The organism is Corallincola platygyrae (genome assembly GCF_039544265.1).
GTDB lineage: Bacteria > Pseudomonadota > Gammaproteobacteria > Enterobacterales > Neiellaceae > Corallincola > Corallincola platygyrae.
In genome coordinates, this window is the sequence record NZ_BAABLI010000008.1 from 163,136 (window position 1) to 184,087 (window position 20,952).

A 20,952-nucleotide genomic window follows, 5' to 3' on the forward strand; every position below is an offset into this window, starting at 1 on the left:
TGTCTCTTTCATCCAGCACGATAAAAGGGCCCAGAAGGCCCTTTTCAAGAGAGTAAGAACCTACGTGCTTAGATAGCCAGCAACAGTGTTCCTGTCGCTATGGTTACCACCAGTGCAAAGCCGTAACAGAGCACAAAGAACAAACCCCGAGCGCCGACTTTCAGGTCATGCAGGCCGTGATAGACACGGTGCATAGCATGCCACATAGGCAGGGCGATAACGGTCAGCCAGCAGAGTTTACCTAGCCAATGCTGACTGAAGGCCAGTACGCGGGCATAACTCAATGCGTCACCATCCAATAAACCTGCTGGTGCCAGTAATCCTGTCACCAGAATGAGTGCGGGTAACAGGAAAGCGGCTACCACACCGCCGCCACCAAACAGTGACCAGACGATAGGTTCGTGGGAGCGTTGAAAACTCATAGCCAACCTCCTATTGCAACGATAATCACCAGTGAGGCCACCACAAAACCGCCGTAGTGGGCACCCACAATCAGTTTCTCAGGTAAAGGTTTACCCTTGATCCAGATATCCATGGTTTTAGGTGTCAGTGAGAACCAGGTGACTGCGTGCAGGCTGGCCATGGCCAGGCAGACCAGGTGGAACACGATGGCGAGAGGTGAACTCATCGCTGCGACATACGCGTTCCAGGCGCCTTCGCCTTTAACCAGTGCGAACAAGGCACAAAGCAGTGCCAGGCCGTAAAGTGCTACAAATACGCTGGTACCTTCGCGCAGCATGTAGAAACGATAGTAGGGGTGGCTCGCCCACCAAGTCGGCCCCATCGGCCGGGTATAAGGTTTACGCTTACTCATGACTTACCTCCGCAGCCACAATCGCCTTTACCGCAGCTTTGTTCCGTTTGCTTGCGGCTGTCCTTGTACTCTTTGGCTTTGCTCATGCCCGCCAGGTTCAGCACGTAGTCAGTGGAGCTTTCGACCTTGCCTTGGTTAATCGCGGCGGCAGGGTCAACGCCTTTCGGACATACCTGAGAACAGTAGCCAACAAAGGTACAGCCCCATACACCCTCTTCCGAGTTAAGGATGGGAAGACGCTCGCCATTGCCCTGATCCCGTGAATCGCGGTTATAGCGTTGCAGTAGCGCCAGCGCAGCGGGCCCCATGAACTTGTTGTTCAGGCCGTATTGCGGACAGGCGGCGTAACAGAGACCACAGTTGATACACATGGAGAACTGTTTATAACGCGCTAGCTCTTCAGGTGTCTGTTTGTATGCACCATCGGCCAGCTTCTGCTCTTCTTCGCGGATGATATATGGCTTGATGATCTCCAACTTCTCCACGAAGTCGTCGATTTTGGCGACCAAATCCCGCTCGATAGGGAAGTTCGCTAAGGCTTCAACCCGTATTTTGCCGGGACCGCCATTGGCCTTGATGTAGTCTCGTAGGAAGGTTTTACATCCCAACTTAGGCACCTTGTTAACCATGTAGCCGCAGCTACCGCAGATCGCCATACGGCACGACCAACGGTACGAAAGCGAACTGTCACAGTTATCTTTGATGTGATGAAGTGCATCAAGAATCGACATGTCATGGCGATAAGGGACGTCAAAACTCTGCAGCCAGGGCTTCTCATCCTGCTCTGGCCGGTAGCGCATCACCTCTACCTTGATGGTTGGTTCGGCTGTACTCATTTTGCAGCCTCCTGTTGTTCTAGCTCTGCGCCATATACCCGCTTAGCAGGCTGACTCTTGGTGATCTTCACTTCGCTGTAGCTCAACTCAGGTGCACCATCAGGGTTGTAGTGGGCAAGCGTGTGTTTGAGGAAGTTGTCATCATCACGTTGCTCATAACCGTCAATGCGTTGGTGAGAACCGCGGCTCTCTTTGCGCTCCAACGCTGAGTGACACATGGTTTCAGCGACGTCGAGTAGGAAGCCTAGTTCGATGGCATAGAGCCACTCGGTGTTAAAGACGCTGCTCTTGTCTTCAATCTTGATCCGCTTATAGCGCTCTTTCAACGCAGCAACTTGGTCACAGGCCGTCTGCATGGTTTCGGCCGTGCGGTAGATACCGACGCCGGTTTCCATCGCCTGACCCAGCTCGTTGCGGATTGCAGGCATGGATTCATCGCCATCAATCTCAAGCAACGCCAACGCCTTATCCAAACTGGCTTTGGCTAGTGCTTCGAGCTTCTCGTTGTCGCTGTTGTCATTGGCCTTAGCGAATGCAGCAGCATCTTCACCGGCGACTTTGCCGAACACCACCAGCTCTGCCAGCGAATTAGAGCCCAAACGGTTAGCGCCATGCAGGCCCACGCTGGCGCATTCACCTACCGCGTAAAGGCCCGGCAATGAGGTGGCTGTACGGCCATCGGTTTCGATGCCGCCCATGGTGTAGTGCACGGTTGGGCGCACCGGAATAGGAGCGTGAACCGGATCGACACCGACATAGGCGCGGGACAGCTCTCGGATAAATGGCAGGCGCTCATCGATCTTGGCTTCACCTAAATGGCGCAGGTCGAGGTGAACGACATCGCCCCAGGTTTCATCTTTGATGGTGCGGCCTTTCTGTTGCTCCTGATAGAAACATTGGCTGAGTTTGTCGCGCGGCCCAAGTTCCATATGTTTGTTCTTAGTGGTACCCAGAGGAACTTCCGGTCCCAGTCCGTAGTCCTGCAGATAACGGTAGCCATCTTTGTTGACCAGAATACCGCCTTCACCACGGCAGCCTTCAGTCATCAGAACACCGGTGCCCGGCAAACCAGTGGGGTGATACTGAACAAACTCCATATCCCGCAACGGTACGCCATGTCGGAATGCCAGCGCCATACCGTCGCCGGTCACAATGCCGCCGTTGGTGTTGTAGCGATAAATTCGACCGGCACCGCCAGTGGCGATGATCACGGATTTGGCCTGAATAAAGCTGGCTTCGCCTTCGGCCATATCCTGTACCAGTACCCCCTGGCAACGACCATCTTCCACCACAAGATCCAGGCAGAAATGCTCGTCGTAGCGTTTGATCTGAGGATATTGAGTCGAGGTCTGGAATAGGGTGTGGAGCATATGGAAGCCGGTTTTGTCGGCAGCGAACCAGGTCCGCTCAATCTTCATGCCGCCAAAAGCGCGAACATTAATGCTACCGTCCGGCTTACGTGACCAGGGACAGCCCCAATGCTCTAACTGGATCATCTCTTCAGTTGCGTTTTGGACGAAGTAATCAACGACGTCTTGCTCGCAGAGCCAGTCACCACCTGACACAGTGTCATTGAAGTGGTAATCGAGTTGGTCATGATCCTGGATCACACCCGCGGCGCCACCTTCGGCCGCAACGGTATGACTTCGCATCGGGTATACCTTGGAGATCAAAGCGATCTCTAAGTCGGGATGAGCCTCGGCGGCCGCAATAGCGGCACGTAATCCAGCTCCGCCCGCTCCCACAATCGCAATATCAGCTTGTATGGTTTGCACGGGTATCCTCCTGATAGAGGTAGATGTTTGGCCTGGGACCAGGCCTTATTTCTGTTTATTGGTCTGACCCCATAGTAGCGATCAGTTGCGCACAGGTTTTGAGTTAAATCTATTTTCGTGACAAGTTGCAGATGGATAAGGTTAAGTGACCGATTTATCATCAAAAAGTGTGAACGAATCGAAAATCTTTTAGCTTGTTAAGTTTTTACTAAACAAATGCTTGCCTTGGGTGATCCAATAACTGCCTTGATGCGTTGGTAATTTAGGTTCGTTTAATTCAATGCGCGGGTCTACACTTACCGTTACACAAGCAGCGATTATGTGGTGCGCAGCAATGGAGTGGTGCTTAGCGTCGGGAAAACGCATTGACGGCGACCTGGACCTGGAGGGCTGGCGATGCAACACGAAACGATAACTGTACTTTATTACGATATGAGTGATTTGCAGCAGATAAGGCGTCGCTGCTTCTATAACTTGGACGAAACCGCCAATGGGCGTGTTGTGTTGCCCGCAAGGTTTAGACAGCGGGTTTTAATCGTCGCCGTGTTGGAAGGGGATTGCGAGGTATTGAACACCCTGGGCGAACGCTACGCACAACTGCCGCCCGCTGCGAATTTCTAACATCTTAACAACCATACGAAAGGCCCCACGACGTTGGGGCCTTTTTTATTGCCAGATTACTCTTACGGATTGGCTGTTATCTTTTTGTAGTCAATTGTGACTGTAAGGTTGCGCTAAATCATTGCCGCGATACAATCCCGATTAACTCATCGCAGGAAGTGATCGTGATCAATTTCCTTTCCCATCAAGACAAGAACAGCATTCAACAACGCCTGACTTTGGGTCGTTGCTTGTTGGTGCTGCTTCTGTTTTGGCAGGGATTAGAAGTAGTACATGCCGCAGATCATCCGATCCACCTTGATGAGCCTGAAGCTAATTGCGTTATCCATTTCCAGCAGTCGCAGCCTTGCGTGCTGTTTGATATGCCATCGGTGGCGCTTCCTATTTCGCAATTTTCTGATTACAAAGACATTGCTCTTGCTACCGCTAAGCAGAGTGCATTCAACACCCCCATCCGCGATCCGCCAGTTCGAATTTTCTAACAAAGCTATTTCTACAATTTAAATAATTTTTGGAGTTTCACGTGAAGAAGCACGCAATTTCCGTTGCGGTTGCCTGTGCCATTTTTGGTGCGGCAGCCCCTGTTTATGCTCAAACTGGCCAAAGTGGTTTTAACCCAAATATCTCTGCTGTAATCAACGTTGGTTACACTGACCGCAGTGACTTCGAAGGTATTGGCAACCTGCCTATCGATGAAGAGCATGCCGGTGGACCCGACGAAGGGTTCTGGGTTGATCATACTGAACTGGCTCTGTCAGCCGCATTTGACGACATGTTCTACGGCAAAGTCACAACAGTCCTGGCCGAGCATGATGATGAGACAGAAGTAGAGCTTGAAGAAGCCTTTGTGCAAACCATGGGTATGCCTTACGGCTTGTCAGTGCGAGGCGGTCGTTTCCTTTCAAACATCGGTTATCTGAACAGCAAACATATGCATACCGACAGCTTCGTAGACCGCCCTCTGGTTTACCGTGCATTTGTAGGTAGCCACTACTATGACGATGGTGTGCGGCTGAACTGGGTTGCCCCAACAGATACATACATTGAGTTGGGTGTGGAGGGCTTTAAAGGTGGCCAATTCCCAGCGGCTGCGGATAGCAGCATTGGTGCAACCAACCTGTATGCCAAGTTCGGTGGTGACATCGGTGACTCTCAGAGCTGGCAAGCGGGTTTGGCTTGGTTGAGCACAGAGCATGTGTTTGGTGAGTGTGGTACACACGACCATGGTCACGATGACGAACACGATCATGAAGACCACGATGAGCATGAAGAAGATCATCATGACGAAGAGCATCACGATGAGGACCATCACGAGTTTGAATTTGGCGCTTGCGATTTCGATGGTGATAAAGACTTCTACATCGCTGACTTTGTATGGAAATGGGCGCCTGGCGGAAACTACAAGTACCAGAGCCTGACCCTGCAGGGTGAGTACTTCTACGTAGATGAAGATGGTTGGTATGGCCATGAGCATGAAGGTGAATATGAGCAAGAGTTGCGTCACGACGACAGCAACAGTGGCTGGTATGTCTCAGGTGTATACCGTTGGTCTCCGAACTGGTCTGCTGGTGTGCGTTACAGCGAGATAGATCCTGCCGATGTTTACAGCGAAGGCTACAAGCCAAAAGCGACAGACTTGATGCTGGACTGGAACTACTCTCACTTTGCCACTGTTCGTGTTCAGTACACCCGCGATGAAAGCATGGAAGATCTGGAAGACGATATCTTCTCGATCCAGTTTGTTGGAACCCTGGGGGCCCATGGTGCGCATCTCTACTAAAACCAAAGCCGGCCTGTTGGCCGGCCTGATCTGTGTGCTGTCGCCTCAGGCGATGGCGCTCAATATCTTTGCCTGTGAGCCAGAGTGGGCTGCCTTGGCAGGAGAGCTAGCACCAGAGGCTGAGATCTATAGTGCCACGACTGCTTATCAAGACCCGCACATGGTGCAGGCACGACCAAGCCTGATTGCTAAGCTTCGCCGCGCGGATATGTTTGTTTGTAGCGGTGCAGAGTTGGAGATTGGTTGGTTACCAGCATTGCAGATGAAGGCGAATAACCGAGACGTCCGTGATAATCAGCCTGGTGCGTTTTATGCTGCCTTACAGGTCGAGCGCCTGGATGTGATGCAGAGTGTTACTCGGCTGATGGGGGATGTGCATGGTATGGGTAATCCCCACGTGCATCTTGATCCCCGACGTATGCTGGTTATCGCGGAAGCGCTTGCCAAGCGCATGTCTGAGATTGACCCCGCTTTGGCTGAGCACTATCAGCAGAACCTCAAAGCTTTTGCTGCTCGCTGGCGTCAGTCAACCTCTGATTGGGAGGCGATGACAAAGCCTCTGCAAGGAAAGCAGGTTGTTGCCTATCACACCAGCTACCGCTACTTGTTTGATTGGCTATCGATAGAGCAAGTGGCGGACTTGGAGCCCAAGCCAGGTTTGCCACCCACCAGCAGTCACCTGGCGGGTTTGCTTAATCAAATCAAAGGGCAGCCCATTCTGGGTGTGGTTTATTCCAACTATCAGGACCCAAAAGCGGCTGAATGGCTCAGTGAAAAAACCGGTTTCCCGGTGATACCTTTGGCCTATACCGTGGGTGCTGATGGTACGGAAGATCTGTTTGCCTTGTATCAACGGATTATTGAGCAGCTTCTGCACGCGGTGGAGTCTGCTTAATGGACTGGGCTGAGTTTGCTGACCTGTCAGTAATCCTGCTGCCGGCGCTTTGCGCCGGCCTTCTTGTTGTCGCAACCCATGTGCCTTTGGGTTATCAGGTACTGAAACGTGGGATCATTTTTATTGATCTGGCGATTGCACAAGTTGCAGCGTTGGGCGTAGTGGTTGCGCAGTTGTGGCACCTGAATGAACTGGGTTCTATGGCGCCATACTTGGCATCCGGTGTGTTTGCCTTGTTGGGAGCAGCCTTGTTGGCTTGGTTGGAAAAGCAATACAAACAGGAATTGGAAGCGATTATTGGCTGCTTCTATGTGGTATCGGCGGCGGCTGCGCTGTTGCTGTTGTCAAACGACCCACACGGTGGTGAGCTAATCAAGCAGACGCTTTCGGGTTCGATCCTATGGGTTAATTGGAGTGATCTTTGGCTACATGGATTGATTTACGGCAGTCTGCTGACGCTGATTCATTTTCGTTCTCAGTTGCTCGAACGAGGCTGGTTCTATCCAATTTTTGCCATTGCAATTACCAGCTCGGTAAATCTGGTTGGGGTCTATCTGGTATTCGCCACGCTCATTATGCCTACGCTGGCCACTTGGCGAGTAGAAGTCGGCGCAAAGCAACTGATATCAGGTTACCTGGTCGGTATTGCCGCCTATATTCTGGGGCTTGGTTTATCTGCTTGGTTCGATTGGCCAAGTGGAGCGACGGTTGTTTGTGCCCTAGCATGCTGTGGCATGATTTTTCGTGTTGCATTTCCACATCAAAATAAGGTTCTAACGTGAGCCTTTTCATCAAGCTTATCTATTGATGACTCGTTTGTCTTTCTCATGACGTTGTCGTAATGAAACGCGTGTGGTTGAAGTGACGCCGTTCGACTTGTTTACCTGTTCAAGCACATTTGGGGTTGGGTAATAGTTATCGTAATTATTTCTGACAAATTAATTACGGTAACTATGTTTTTAGCATGACACGGATTTGATTAAAAAACGACCACTCCAGAACGAGGTGATTTATGAAAAAGTTATTGATTGCAAAGTTTGTATGCCTATTGTCCCTTGTTATGGCTCTGCCAGCGGCCGCAACAACATTGGAAGAATTTACCAAGATGTCCCATGACGACCGCGTGGCTGTTTGCGCCAAGTTCGTTGCTTCTGAGGATATAGGTGAGTGCGCATCTATCAAATCATCCCCTGAGATGATTGAGAACAAAAAAGCGCAAAACGAAGCTATTCAATCTTGCTTGAGTGAAGGCAAGGGCACTCCGCAAGACGTCGCTGCGTGTGCGAATGGTAAGTTGCGTGGCCAAGCCGGTCCGAGCTTCAGCGGGGATGATTATGAAAAGGCGGTGTTGGTATGCTCAAACAATTATCAGGCAAGTGACACCAATAAAATTGCGGCATGTGTAGCGAGCGTTTTAGGTAAGACTCACTGAGGCTGCATCCTAAGCAATGTGCGAACCACCGAATAGTATGGATAAAGTCCGCACTCTTACTGAAAAGTAAAGTGCGGATTTTTTTACGCATTTTTACCTTGTGACTGAAAACTGTGTATCAGCATTGGCATATCTGGGGCTTAGTAAGCGCGATCCAATAACTCTTTATTCAGATCGTTCAAGGGCTTGAATTTTGTCGTTTAGGGCGCGGATCTGAGCCTGCAATGGTTTGATTTGGGCATCGTATTTTGCAGTGATCTGCTTAACCGCTTTGTCCATTTCGGCCCGCGCATACTCCTCTGTAGCATTGTCTAGCTCATTTCGGCGATCAATTAACATGCGGTCTAATTCTTCAGATGCTGCTTTGTCTAGAGCATCAACCTCCGCTTGCAGCTTTTCTATCTGCTGCTGGTACTTTCTGCGGTCGCTACTGGCATGAAGTTTATCCAGTTCTGCTTTGTAATCGGTGGCTTCATCGCTGCTCCCATCTGAACCAAGCGGTTGGGCTTGCACTTTTATCTCCTCGCCACCATCTTTGCCACAAGGTGTTTGCGAGAATTTCTGCACGCCGTCTACTTCGCAGCGATAAACCTTCGCGGTGGCTGAGCCAGCACATGTGAATAAGAGGCAGAACAAAAAACATTTTACGTACGGATACATAGAAGGTAACTCTCAAACTGTTTCTGCCATTATTCGTTTAGCCAATAATGCTACATGGTACAATTAAGCGCGATCACTTGAGCTTTGCCGGCCAGAAGATGAAGCCCAACAAAGCCAACAGAGCGAGCGTAAGCCTCTCCGCGCTCTTTCACCACCCCAACATCCAGCGCTATCCATTCTGACCAGAGCGGCATACTGTTGCTTATTTCCGACGTGATATCAGCGAGTTGAGAGTGGCAGCTTTGTTCGTCACTCATGGCTCTCAGTTCGGGAAGCAAGTCATTCAGACTGTGATATAAGCCATCAATTGAACTGTTGAGTTGTGATTTTTGGGACTTTCTAAACTCGACGACTTTCCCTATAGCTTCTGCCGCCGTATCGCTGCTGAGTGCTGCCTGAATCATTTCGTCGCCGATTGACGCCCTGTCATTTTGCTCTGTTACTTGATCGAGGGTTTCATTAATCGTCCTAGTGTAGTCGTTGATGGTATCGAGCCGTGGTTGCAAACGTTCTAACTTTGCCAAACTTTGCTCCATCTTGTTTGCTAAAGCTTCCGCTTCTTGTGGGGTAGGGGTTGATGCTGCCGAAGCAGCAAAGAACAAACTGATGACGGCGATGGCGCAAGTGAATGGGGTCTTCATCCTTATTTCCGATTATAGGTTGGTGTAGCGAGAAATTATCTTCATCTGCATTCAGTTTTGCGTCAAGTCGCACATTTCACCCATTTATTTGCCAGGTGACCTGGCATTGATAGACAAACTTCTGAGCAGGGGCAACTTATACGACAACCAAAGATTTTCGCATTCTTTGCAATCCATCACCTGACTGTTTGACTGAATGGAGCGCTCTGTCTGGATAGTTGCTGAAAATGCCATCGACGCCTAACTCTTCCAGGAATGCAATATCCGCGGGTTCATCGACTGTGTACACAAACACTTTTAGTCCACGTTGGTGTGCATCCTTAACAAATGCCTGATTCACAAAGTCGATATCCAGGTGAATGGCATAACAGCCCAATGTCTGGGCAAAGGTTGCGTAGTCGATAGGGCAACTGGCAGTCAGAGCGCCTGTTGCGTACTTAGGTTGGATGGTGACCGACTCATTTAACAGATGATGGTTAAACGAGCTGATTAGAAACTGGCCCGGCGTGAAATTCTGCTCGGTAACGGCACGGTCCAGCGTTTTTAACGTGGGCAGCAAGGCATTTTCGCATTTAAGCTCGAGGTTCAAATCGGTTTGACCATCGATCAGGCTAAGTACCTCCCACAGGGTTGGAATAGGATGACCATCGCCTGCATCAATTTGTCGCAATGCCTCTAACGAATAGTCCCTTAACTGGCCCGATGCGCGTGTAGTTCGGTGCAGCCAGCGATCATGAATCACCAGCAGTTCACCCTCTATGCAATGCAGGTCTATTTCAATGGCATCGACCTGCATCTCTATCGCTTTGGCGATAGCTGTCAGGCTGTTTTCTGGGGCGTAACCACTGGCTCCCCGATGGGCAATCACCAACATAAATGCGTCTCAAAGACAGATTTGTCATCAGCAATGTCACAGTTGTATGACATTCCGATGATTTCCGCGAGGTCAGATAGTGAGATCTAGATCACATGGCTGAGTGTGAAACCAGAAGAATGTCTGCTTTTTGACCGGGTTCATAGCTAGAAAGATCAATGACTTTCAGACTAACCTCTAACCTTTGTCATTGTATTATTGCCAGGTTTCTTGGCTGGACACTCACTACCCATGAAAGCGTTTATTAAGCTTGGGATCTGCTTAGGGATCCCATTAATTGTTCTGATGTTGCCACTGACCGCATTCCCCATCGACGGAATGACAGTGATTGAGCAGCGAGTGATTGCCATCTTCCTGCTTGCCGCGCTTTGTTGGGTGCTGGAGCCATTCCCTATCTATGCGACCTCTGTACTGGTAATCGTGGTTGAGCTCTTACTCGTCTCAGATAAGGGGCTGATCTTCCTGCGGTCTGACGCAGGCAGCGAACATTTCGGTGAGTTGGTTAGCTACAAAGCCATTATGGCGACCATGGCCTCTCCCATCATCATGTTGTTTTTGGGCGGATTTTTTCTGGCGATGGCCGCGACCAAATACCGCCTGGACGTGAACCTTGCCAGGGTGCTGCTCAAGCCGTTCGGTGAGAGGCCTGCCATGGTTATGCTTGGGCTGATGGGTATTACCGCTATTTTCTCAATGTTTATGTCCAACACCGCCACGACGGCGATGATGCTCTCCATTCTGGCGCCCGTACTGGGGCTGTTTAAGGCTGAAGACCGAGGTCGTATCGCTTTTGCGTTGTCGATTCCAGTTGCGGCCAATATTGGTGGTATTGGGACTCCTATTGGTACCCCCCCCAATGCTATCGCGCTGAAGTATTTGGTGGGAGAGGACGCTATTAGCTTTGGCAGTTGGATGGCCTTTGCGGTGCCTTTTGTTGTCGTGATGTTGATCTTTGCATGGGGGCTGCTGGTGAAAATGTTCCCGGCAACGCAGCAATCCATGGCGCTTAACATCCGCGGTAAGTTCCAGCGCTCGCCTAAGGCGATTTTGGTGTATGTCACTTTTGCAGCAACCATCCTGCTTTGGTTGTTTGGCAGTGCCCACGGTATGAACTCCTATGTGGTTGCGATGATCCCGGTGGCAGTTTTCAGTGTCACCAAGGTGATCACCAAAGAGGACCTGAAGAAGATCAGTTGGGATGTGCTCTGGCTGGTTGCAGGTGGTTTTGCCCTCGGCCTGGCAATGGACAAGAGCGGACTGGCCAGAAACATGGTTGCAGCAATCCCGTTTGACCAGTTCTCACCCTATGTTGTGATTCTTGCCGCCAGCGGCTTGTGTTTGCTGATGGCCAACTTCATGTCTCATACGGCCACAGCTAACTTACTGATGCCTATCGTGGTGGCATTGGCGGTGTCTATGGACTCTTTGGTTCCATTGGGTGGCACGCAGGCGATTATTCTTTGTGTCACCTTTGCAGCGTCGCTGGGTATGTCATTACCCATCAGTACCCCGCCAAATGCATTGGCACACGCTACCGGTTATATGCAAACCAGCGATATGGCCAAAGTGGGTGTGATCATAGGTGTGGTGGGTCTGATGCTGACCTATGCCATGGTGTTTTTACTGCTCCAGATCGGCTACTTGTAAGGGCACTTTATGAGTAGTGATATTCAAGCCAAAACAGAGCGACTAAAGAAAGCGTATTTCTCAGATGAGAGTCGTCGTCTGCGTCTGAAAAAAGGTGAGATGCTGGTTGATCAGGGTGAGGTCAATGAGCGTCTTTACCTGTTGTTGGAAGGACGGGTTATTGGTTATCGCGAGCATACCCATGAAGATCATGATGAACTGATCCAAGTTTTTTCTGAAGGCCCGGGCGCCTTTGTCGGTGTGCATAGCTTTTTTTCCGGAGACTACATCAGTTCCACACGGATTGTAGCTGATAAAGACTCGTTACTGACTTATATCGATCGCGACATCAAAGCAGTCGATCCTGACGTTCATGGCTCGTTTGTCGAACAGTTTATGCCGTTGATGGTGAGTGAACTGGCAGAGCGCACACTGCGGGCAACTCGGCGAGCGGCAGAAAAAGAGGAAGCGCAGGCGAATCTTTATCGAGCCGAGAAGATGTCGACACTGGGTCAGTTGGCAGCCGGCCTGGCCCACGAAATGAACAATGCCATCGGTGTGATCACCAGAAAGACAGAATACCTTTCAAGTTCATTTGATGAGCTATTGCAAACCCATTTGCCAGTGGAAGCGCGCTTCTTCCGCAAGGGGCGTCAGAGCGGCGAGCATGGCACCAGTGCCGAGATGCGGAAACGAGTGAGAGACTATCAACGGGCATTTAGTATTTCTCGACTCGCGGCGAAGCAGTTGGCGCGTATCGCTCCTACCATCGAAGACGCTAAGTCTCTGGGGCCAGGTGTGCTGTCTCAGCTGGATAATATGGCGCGCTACTTTGAACTTGGCCGAGATGTTCACGATATGGAGTTTGCCGCGCAACATGCTGCGAATATCGTAAAGTCGGTGAAAGTACTTGGCCGTGGCGACTTTGAACGTGGCCCAGAAACCGATGTGATTGAGTCGATAAATGAAGCGATTGCCTTGGTGAAATCGGACCTGCGAGCAGTCAATGTCGAGCTGGATCTGCAGCCATTGCCGAGCATATTCGGCAACATTACTGAGCTGGTGCAGATCTGGGTCAACTTACTGAAAAATGCCAGTGATGCACTGGTGATGGCTGGCACTGTCAATGCGACGGTGACGGTTAAAACCAAGCTCTATAAATACCATCTTGAGGTCAGTGTCAGTGACAACGGCCCAGGGGTTCCTGAGGAGTTAAAAGAAAAAATCTTCCAGCCAGACTTCACCACTAAAAAGAGCGGCCTGTCGTTCGGGTTAGGTCTGGGACTGGCTATTGTGCAACGCTTGGTTGAGAGCTATCAGGGCGAAGTTGTCCTGCGTAGCAAACCGGGCAAAACCACGTTTAAGGTGAAGCTACCGATAGGGGGCAAGCATGGAAACCATTAATATCGTCTGCGTTGATGACCAACCCGAAGTGCTGGACGCGGTGATCAAAGACCTGGGAGCGCTGGCGACCCATTTTAATATCGAGGAAGCGGAATCTGCGGATGAGTGCCTGGATCTGATGGACGAACTCGAAGCGCGTGGCGAACTGGTTGGCCTGGTTATCTCTGATCACGTGATGCCGGGTACCAGTGGCGTCGCGCTTCTGGGCGAGATCTCTGAAGATGGTCGTTTTGTCCATACCCGCAAGGTGTTGCTGACTGGGCAGGCGACCCATAAAGACACCATCAATGCCATCAATGCGGCACGCATCGATCATTACTTTGAAAAGCCCTGGCAAGTGGAAGAGTTGATTGATACCTGCCGTCGTCTGTTGACTGAGTTTATATTGGATCAGGGTCTGGATTACGAAGAGAAGCTGGAAGCGATGGACCAGCAGACTTTGTATAAGAAGTTGAAAGGCTAGCTGCCAGCAGATTGCCCATTATCGCCTGAGCTGCCAACAAAACTAATTTGATTGGCAGCCCTGTAGCTCCTCAATTCTAGCTGGCTTATTCATTTGCCGACCTTGTCTCGCGATTTTATCGCTCCTAATTGCTAGTGGTAATCCGTCAACAGTAGTTGATGAGTGCATTCTTGCTGGTCTGCTCTCAATAGGTATCTTGAAAAGATTTTTTGAGTAAAAGATTTCTTAAGTAAGCCGAATTCGACAATGTTTGCCTCTTTATGTGATTGAATTTTAATCATCAAAACAGTAAAGTAGCGAAAGCTTTAACAAATAATTAACCATTCTATTAGGAAAGGGATATTCGACCATGAAGTACAATATCGCTGCTGTACTCCTCGCAAGTTTATTGGGGCTTTCTGCTCCTGCTTCTGCAAACATTGTTCTGGATTTTGAAGGCTTGGCCGACTGGGGCGCGGGCTGGTTGCCAGAAGACTATGCATCTTTTGACTGGGGTGTTCAGCACTTTAGTGTTTTGTCCAACAATCATCCTGACTACGGCTTTCAATCAACGCTTGGTAATAGCTATGGCTCGACATCTGGCGAGTTCGCGGCCTATAACGCGTTTGGTGTCACTCGTAACATCAACTTTAATCAGCAGATTGATTTTGAAGGAGCGTATTTCACTTCATGGGTGCAGGATGACACCTTCAATCCTGGCTCCTCACGTTCGGTTACTTTGAACGGTTATGCCGATGGTGGATTGGTTGGTTCGGTTTATATGGATCTCTCTTCTACTCAGTATGATTGGCTTCAAGCTGGTTTTGCTGGCATTGATCGACTTGAGATCGTTAACTCAGCTGACAACACCTGGTGGCTGATGGATGATTTCACATTCAATTACGCCGCTGCAGATGTAAATGCGCCTGCAACCTGGCTGTTAGCCCTGTCAGTGCTTGGCTTTGTGGTTGCTCGCAGAAAAACTTTATAAATTCAATCTCAAATTCAGGCCCCTGCTAGTTTCGAGTTGGGGCCTTTTTTATTTTTATCAGACTCAATCGTATTCGGTCCGTGCAGGGTGAAAAGTATTCGAGTGTTTTTATGCTTTCGAATATCCCAAGCAGTAGTGACTTAACAATCGTTTAACCGATTTGTATCAAAACAATAAATAAGCATGTCTGCAGAATCACTGACGAAATATTGATCATCAAGGAAGTAAAGATGACACGGTCAAAACTCTTAGTTTGTACTCTACTCTCAACACTTTGGCTAACCGCTTGTGGCGGCGGTGGTGGAGGTGGCGGCAGCGATCCAGCGCCAACGCCTGATCCTGCTCCGACGCCAGATCCTACGCCAACACCAGACCCGGAACCTACTCAGCCAGAGGGAAACTCTCTGCTTCCTGTGACTGAGCAGCCCACATTCGTATACTCTCAAGGCATAAGTGCTTCGTTTGGCTCCCAGATAGATAAGGATGGCGAGGCTGTCTACCCACTTACCTACACCACGGGTGGGCGTGAGTATTTTGTCAGTACAGAGACTGAGCTGGCATTGAAAGGTTTTTACAGCCCTCGAATAGAGCAGCAGAACCAAGTTTACACGGCAGACTATACGTTTAATGATCCGATTGAACTATTGCGTCGATCAGCATTTAGTAGCGGTTATAGTCAAAGTGTCAGCGGATATGGCCTGGTTGATATTCAACCTAGCTATGGCTCTCAGAGCTTTTTCTATCGAGGCGTTTTAGATTACGCCGGTGAAGAGTACTTGACTACGCCAGCTGGCAACTTCATGGCCAAGCATATCAAGCTGACGCTAGATATGTACACCACGCTTGATGGTTATGAGATTTCCCTACCACTAGAGGTAGAGTATTGGTTTGCTCCCGACGTTGGCATTGTTAAACGTACCGAAAGCGGAGTTAGCTTTGAGCTTCGAAATGCCGACGCAGCCGATAGCGATGCTGATGGACTGGCAGATCATTTCGATGCTTTCCCCAACGATAGCGGAGAAAAATTTGATACCGATGGTGATGGTGTAGGTAATAACCAAGACCTTGATGATGACGGTGACGGAGTCAATGATGCTGAAGATGCCTTTGCATTGAATCCGCATGAAAGCCTGGACACTGACGGTGATAGCATTGGCAACAACACCGATCCAGATGATGACAACGATGGTGTTTTGGATGTTGACGATGATCTTCCATTAAATAGCAGTCGTAGGCATGACCTTCGTCCCGGCACCTCCCATATTGAGGCGACATGGCAGTTAGGTAGTACGCAAAGTGCCTCAAAATCCATCGAGCTGTACAATGGCGATCAGGTTGAGTTTTCGGTTACCAGTGATCAGTCGTGGCTTGAGATTGAGACTAATTTGTTAACTCATTTTAATAAAGTACATATCCATCCCAAGCCAGATGTTGTTGCCTTAATGCAGCCCGGTGACTATCAAGCCATCATTACCTTAACTGACCTCGATATTAACGAGGCGTATGAAGTTGTATACGACTTTACAATCGAAGGTCCAGGCATTCTTCAAGTCGAAGAGTTCAAGGTCGATGCATTCGATAGCGCTGAAAGCTTGTTTTATCGCATGTATCTGATGACAGATATCCGAAACGATCAAATTAATCCATATACCCTCTCTTTAGAGAGTCAGTCGGACTTCCTCACTATCGAAGCTGAAGACAATGCATACGATATTTATGACTACTTCAGATTCAGAGTGACACTTCACCCAAATGAAGTTCCTACTGGTACGACCGAGGTACAACTGGAGGCGTCACTTGAGCGCTTTGGCCACACCTTTACCCAGCAGTTAGTGATACCGATCAATCTCAATGCTCCTATCTTGTACAGTGCAGAAGCCACACTGGCGTTTGCCAAGTTCCCTTCTCATGGAGTTACGAGTAAATCGTTACATCTGCTAGACAGCTGGAATTCACAGGTGACTGATTGGCAGGCTTCTGCAGATCAAGACTGGGTCACGCTTACCCCTTCAATACAAGACCCGGCCATACTTGAAGTGTCTGTGGATACGACCGAGCTGGCATTGGATACACTCCACTTGGCTACAGTTACTATTACGTCTGGTGAGAGTTACCAAAACCAGACATATCAAGTGCCTCTGAGTGTTTGGGTCGACAGTGCTGATGTTACAGTGCCCTTGGCACTATCAGATCGAGACCAATACAACGACTTGGTGTATGACCCGCTGAGGCCATATATCTATTACCTCAATGAATACATCTCCGACGGCAACGATACTGAGCACCTTAAAAAAGTTGATGTGTACCATATCTATACGGGTCAGTGGGTTCAGTCTATCCCGCTGGATGAAACCTTCTATAAAGCCAGTATCACGGCCAATGGTAGCCATTTAGTATTGTCTAGGGGCTTAGCGGATGTTAACAACCGTGATGTCGCATTACTGGATCTGACTCAGTTGAGCGCAGCTCCGGTTTATTTGAGAGGGTTGATTAACGACGATTCCGAGTATCAGAGCACTCGCACCGAAGTCCAAGCGATCCGAATTGCTGGGCTGAATCTCTTACAGACCGATAACATTGGCGATGAGAATCGTGTCTTTACGCTCGATGGTGTCGCGGTGCCAATCGCTGAAAACTTGCTTGATTCCTACAAGTTGGATGAGCTTTATTCAAATAGTTCTCAAACTAAATGTTCCGGCGGTTACAATTCAAGGTGCGTCAATACCTACTTAGCCGACTTAACATCACCAAAGCTGTCGTTATCTCCAAAGGCAGATTTGGATGTGGACTATTGGGACGATATCAACCAAAAAGCCTATCGATACTTCAGAAGGGGGTTTGACGGTGAGCTTACGATATTCGACACCCTCACAAACGAAGAAGTACTGTTCTTGGTAGTGGAAGATAGCTTGTACTACACAGCAATGGCTTACAGCGAAGGTAAGATTTTTGCTTTTGACCGAGCCCGCGATAGCGAAACCAATGATGAGTACATTATTCGCATTGATATAGACAGTGATGGAAATATGGTTAGTAATAGGTACGATATCGAAGCCATTTCCAGCTTCTTTGGCACTCACGGCTTCGACCACCCAGTGCCAGTGACACCGGACGGCCTGTTCGCGATTGGCCACTACGTGGCATTACCACTCTATTAGCGCTGAGCTAACAGAGGTTCACCGATAAAAAAGCCGCCCCAAGGGGTAATGCCAGTCAGTTAAGCTGACTGGCATTTCTTTTTCTGGCCGGTCGCTGAGCATATCGCTGAGGCCTTTTCTTTACGGCTCTGGGGTAGCTCCGCTCACGTCTTACAGGTAATACAAAGGCCTGTGCCATCTCTGTCAGCGCGTTGATAACCTCGGGGATCCGCCCTGGCGAGACCGCGGGCATCAGCATCAGTTCTTTTACGATAAACGGCATCGACTGGCTGAAGCTGATTTGATTCGGTTCTACCCCCTTGAGGGAGTAAGCCATCCGAGCCATCTGGAACCGCAGAAGATTGTACGCCAGCAGCACTCCCCACAGCTCCTGCCGAACCATATCCGGCCGCTTACTCCGCAACGTCAGCTTATTCTGTAGCATAAACTGCTTCATCTCCCGGTAGCCCAGCTCTATCTCCCATCTATGGCCATACAGATCAACAATATCCGCGGCTGGGAAGCGTTTGGGGTCGATCATTGAAGTCAGTATCTGAACCATTTTGCCGTTCACATTTTTGCTTAACAGCCGCGCGCTCAAGCGCTCCGGCAGTCCCGGCCACTTTTTTCTGGCCTGCGGTGAGGTTTTGAGTGTCACTAGTTCATTGCCTTTGCTGATCCGGCGTGTCACCTCATATACCGAGCCCTTTTTCAGGGGCACCATCCAGTGCCGCTCTTCACCGGCCTGTTGCCACTTGTGTAGCAGACCAAGTGAGTAAAAGCCCCTGTCGAACAGCGTCAGAGAGTGATCCGGTGTTTTATCAACAAGCCTTACCGCAAGGGTCATTTCATTCTCAGCAACACTGTCAAACGCTGAAGCAGTCAGTAAATGGCTGGTCAGTTCCATCTGGCACACCATGCGAACCTGTGGGTAATCCGATTCAGTTGTGCCGTTTTTGGTTCGGGCAAAGGCATTGTCGTTCTCGGGGGTATCCGGTGTACGTCAGACAACGCCATCCACACCGAGCAATGTCAGCCCGCACCAGTGCGGATCCGGAGTATGTTCATGCCACAACGCCTGGGTCTGCTCAAATACCTTCTGAACAGCTTTTTCGCCGAGCCGCTGACGGCCCTGTGTAACGGCACTGGGCGCTACGAAAGGCTTCTTTCCTGGCAACAGAATGTCCAGTTGGTTGACGACCTGACTCATTGGCATATGGCGGAACAGCGCAGCACCAACAACAGTCCACACCATCATCTCCAGCGGAAGTCTTCTTTTGCGGAGGGTAACTGCACCGCTCTCCTTCAGGCACTCTTCGAGCAGCTCCGGAGACAGCACATCGGAAAGCTGTTCGGCAGAGAATGAGTTGAGACGGTTGAGAGCCTGACAAAGAAACATAAAAAAATCCGGAATTTTAGAAAGAATCCGGATTTTCGCACCCTGTAAGGATCGGTCAATGGATCCTTAACTGATCGGCATTACCTTTAATGGCGGTTTTTTTACGTTGTTTCTACTCTGGCAATAGATTCTTCGATTAACTAATTAGTTTGGCCACACCGAGCAGAATTAAAATGCCGGTGCTACTGATTATAATCCCCACCTTGGCCATATCACCCGTAGTGATTTTGCCCGAGGCATAGGCCAGCGCGTTAGGCGGTGTGCTGACTGGCAGCACCATGCCCATAGAGGCTGACATGGCAACGATCACCAGCAGCACCCGCGTATCTTCCAGCTGGCCTGAACTGCTCAGTGTGGTGGCCATGGCCGCTGCGATAGGCATCAATAGGTTAGCCGTGGCGGTATTGGACATAAAGTTGGCCATCATCCAACAGAGGATAGAGAGGGTGACGATGATCCAGAACACCGTCATTACCGAGTAGTCGACGCCGTGAGCCAGCGCTGACGCTAATCCCGTATTTTCCAAAGCTGCACCGATGGCAATACCACCTGCCACCAGCCAGATCACGTCCCAGTTAAACTTGCGCAGATCTTCTTTGGTAATAATGCGGGTCATGGTGAATACAGTGAGTGGCAATATCGCGACAACATAAGCATTCATGCCATGTAGCTTGGTGGTCAACCAAAGCAGAATAGTGGCGGCGAAGGTTACATAGACAATCCATGCCTGTGGACTACGGCGGAACTTACTATTGATATTGACCTGCACTTTGTCCGTTTTGGCAGGAAAAAGCTTCTGCAACAGCACCCAACCAAACGTCAGCAATACCACAACAAACGGGATAGCAAAGGCCATCCAGGTGCCGAAGCTGACAGCGTTTTCGCCAACCAGATATTGTAGCGCGATGGCATTGGGTGGCGTACCGATCGGCGTACCAATACCACCGATATTAGCCGCCACAGGTACGGCAAGTACCAGGCCTCTGATGCCCGGGTCTTCATCAGGCAAACCTTGTAGTACAGGCGCCAGGATCGCCAGCATCATCACGGTGGTGGCAGTGTTGGACATAAACATGGAGAAGATTGCCGTAATCAGCATCAGCCCCAGCATCACGTTTCTTGGCTGCGTGCCAAACGGCTTGAGTAGCACCCGTGCCAGGTTGATGTCTAACTCATATTTGGTGGCTGCCACCGCCAGGGCAAAACCGCCCAAAAACAGAATGATAATGGGCGAACTGAAGGCAGCAAATATCGATTTGTAATGCAGCAGTAGTGAGGGATCCTGCTGTTCGATGGCGGAGATGGCAGGTGCCAACCCTTGATTGGATATCAGGGTTAATAGCAGAGTAATAATCAGTAGTGATGTCGCAAAGACGGGGATAGGCTCCAAAACCCAGAGCAACGCCGCCAATACAAAGATGGCAAGCAGCCTTTGCTGAACGATATTAATGCCAGCGAGCGGGATCCAGTCTGCGGGCATCAGCAATACCGCGCCAAAGCAGACTAAACAAACCAGCATCTTCTTCCATTCGATCATGATCCGTATCCGTTATCGGGTAAGTTGGACTGGGCTAGATTACCCAGATGTGCCGAGCATAACTGTAGGAAAGATCGTCATTTTCAGC

General features: G+C 49.8%; 19 protein-coding genes and 1 pseudogene. 11 read left to right on the forward strand and 9 right to left on the reverse strand.

Translation table 11 applies throughout. The annotated features are described in order from the left end of the window. Positions 1-68 precede the first annotated feature (68 nt). From frdD to frdA, 4 genes are read right to left on the reverse strand one after another with little or no spacing between them, the layout of a single operon-like run. Complete coding sequence (frdD, locus tag ABEA14_RS06290) at positions 69-422, reverse strand: fumarate reductase subunit FrdD (RefSeq protein ID WP_345339039.1); 354 nt, start codon at positions 420-422, stop codon at positions 69-71. Beyond that, entirely contained in the window at positions 419-814 is a 396-nt protein-coding gene (locus tag ABEA14_RS06295; RefSeq protein ID WP_345339040.1) for a fumarate reductase subunit C, read from the reverse strand. Before ABEA14_RS06295 ends, frdD begins: the two co-directional genes overlap by 4 nt. Further along, positions 811-1,650 carry a succinate dehydrogenase/fumarate reductase iron-sulfur subunit gene (locus ABEA14_RS06300; protein ID WP_345339041.1) on the reverse strand — a complete coding sequence of 280 codons (840 nt, stop codon included), beginning with the start codon at positions 1,648-1,650 and terminating at the stop codon, positions 811-813. Before ABEA14_RS06300 ends, ABEA14_RS06295 begins: the two co-directional genes overlap by 4 nt. Beyond that, positions 1,647-3,425 carry a fumarate reductase (quinol) flavoprotein subunit gene (gene frdA / locus ABEA14_RS06305; RefSeq protein WP_345339042.1) on the reverse strand — a complete coding sequence of 593 codons (1,779 nt, stop codon included), beginning with the start codon at positions 3,423-3,425 and terminating at the stop codon, positions 1,647-1,649. Before frdA ends, ABEA14_RS06300 begins: the two co-directional genes overlap by 4 nt. A 396-nt stretch (positions 3,426-3,821) precedes the next feature. Here frdA and ABEA14_RS06310 point away from each other — a divergent pair, with 396 nt between their 5' ends. The 6 genes from ABEA14_RS06310 (at position 3,822) to ABEA14_RS06335 (ending at position 8,153) form a co-directional block, all read left to right on the forward strand. Further along, positions 3,822-4,046 (forward strand): DUF2375 family protein, encoded by a 225-nt coding sequence (locus tag ABEA14_RS06310; protein WP_345339043.1) that lies wholly within the window; start codon positions 3,822-3,824, stop codon positions 4,044-4,046. Positions 4,047-4,210: 164 nt separating this feature from the next. Next, the gene (locus ABEA14_RS06315; RefSeq protein ID WP_345339044.1) at positions 4,211-4,528 is read left to right on the forward strand and encodes a hypothetical protein; all 318 of its coding nucleotides are present in this window, start codon (positions 4,211-4,213) and stop codon (positions 4,526-4,528) included. Positions 4,529-4,569: 41 nt separating this feature from the next. Further along, positions 4,570-5,826, forward strand: coding sequence for a hypothetical protein (locus ABEA14_RS06320; protein ID WP_345339045.1), 1,257 nt, complete (start codon positions 4,570-4,572; stop codon positions 5,824-5,826). Continuing rightward, on the forward strand, positions 5,807-6,721 hold the full coding sequence (locus ABEA14_RS06325) for a metal ABC transporter solute-binding protein, Zn/Mn family (protein WP_345339046.1): 915 nt from the start codon (positions 5,807-5,809) through the stop codon (positions 6,719-6,721). The genes ABEA14_RS06320 and ABEA14_RS06325 overlap by 20 nt, the downstream gene beginning before the upstream one ends. After that, positions 6,721-7,503, forward strand: coding sequence for a metal ABC transporter permease (locus ABEA14_RS06330; protein ID WP_345339047.1), 783 nt, complete (start codon positions 6,721-6,723; stop codon positions 7,501-7,503). The genes ABEA14_RS06325 and ABEA14_RS06330 overlap by 1 nt, the downstream gene beginning before the upstream one ends. Positions 7,504-7,733: 230 nt before the next feature. After that, entirely contained in the window at positions 7,734-8,153 is a 420-nt protein-coding gene (locus tag ABEA14_RS06335) for a hypothetical protein (protein WP_345339048.1), read from the forward strand. A gap of 165 nt (positions 8,154-8,318) precedes the next feature. Here ABEA14_RS06335 and ABEA14_RS06340 read toward each other — a convergent pair whose 3' ends face one another. The 3 genes from ABEA14_RS06340 to ABEA14_RS06350 form a co-directional block, all read right to left on the reverse strand. Continuing rightward, complete coding sequence (locus ABEA14_RS06340; RefSeq protein ID WP_345339049.1) at positions 8,319-8,720, reverse strand: hypothetical protein; 402 nt, start codon at positions 8,718-8,720, stop codon at positions 8,319-8,321. Between the two features lie 143 nt (positions 8,721-8,863). Further along, positions 8,864-9,454, reverse strand: coding sequence for a hypothetical protein (locus ABEA14_RS06345; RefSeq protein WP_345339050.1), 591 nt, complete (start codon positions 9,452-9,454; stop codon positions 8,864-8,866). Positions 9,455-9,590: 136 nt separating this feature from the next. Continuing rightward, entirely contained in the window at positions 9,591-10,328 is a 738-nt protein-coding gene (locus tag ABEA14_RS06350; protein ID WP_345339051.1) for a glycerophosphodiester phosphodiesterase, read from the reverse strand. 231 nt (positions 10,329-10,559) lie between these two features. Here ABEA14_RS06350 and ABEA14_RS06355 point away from each other — a divergent pair, with 231 nt between their 5' ends. The 5 genes from ABEA14_RS06355 to ABEA14_RS06375 all read left to right on the forward strand — a co-directional run bounded on the left by ABEA14_RS06355 (position 10,560) and on the right by ABEA14_RS06375 (position 17,949). Next, on the forward strand, positions 10,560-11,975 hold the full coding sequence (locus ABEA14_RS06355) for an SLC13 family permease (RefSeq protein WP_345339052.1): 1,416 nt from the start codon (positions 10,560-10,562) through the stop codon (positions 11,973-11,975). 9 nt (positions 11,976-11,984) lie between these two features. After that, entirely contained in the window at positions 11,985-13,358 is a 1,374-nt protein-coding gene (locus ABEA14_RS06360) for an ATP-binding protein (protein ID WP_345339053.1), read from the forward strand. Next, positions 13,345-13,821: a response regulator gene (locus tag ABEA14_RS06365; protein ID WP_345339054.1), complete on the forward strand. Its 477-nt coding sequence runs from the start codon at positions 13,345-13,347 to the stop codon at positions 13,819-13,821. Before ABEA14_RS06360 ends, ABEA14_RS06365 begins: the two co-directional genes overlap by 14 nt. A gap of 349 nt (positions 13,822-14,170) precedes the next feature. Continuing rightward, positions 14,171-14,791, forward strand: a complete 621-nt coding sequence (locus ABEA14_RS06370; protein ID WP_345339055.1) for a hypothetical protein — start codon at positions 14,171-14,173, stop codon at positions 14,789-14,791. Between the two features lie 230 nt (positions 14,792-15,021). Then, entirely contained in the window at positions 15,022-17,949 is a 2,928-nt protein-coding gene (locus ABEA14_RS06375) for a hypothetical protein (RefSeq protein ID WP_345339056.1), read from the forward strand. Between the two features lie 55 nt (positions 17,950-18,004). Here the strand turns inward: ABEA14_RS06375 and ABEA14_RS06380 are convergent. Together ABEA14_RS06380 and ABEA14_RS06385 are read right to left on the reverse strand one after the other, a co-directional pair. Beyond that, positions 18,005-19,327 (reverse strand): annotated as a pseudogene (locus tag ABEA14_RS06380) (IS4 family transposase). Positions 19,328-19,463: 136 nt separating this feature from the next. Further along, positions 19,464-20,864: an SLC13 family permease gene (locus tag ABEA14_RS06385; RefSeq protein WP_345339057.1), complete on the reverse strand. Its 1,401-nt coding sequence runs from the start codon at positions 20,862-20,864 to the stop codon at positions 19,464-19,466. Between the last annotated feature and the right edge of the window lie 88 nt (positions 20,865-20,952).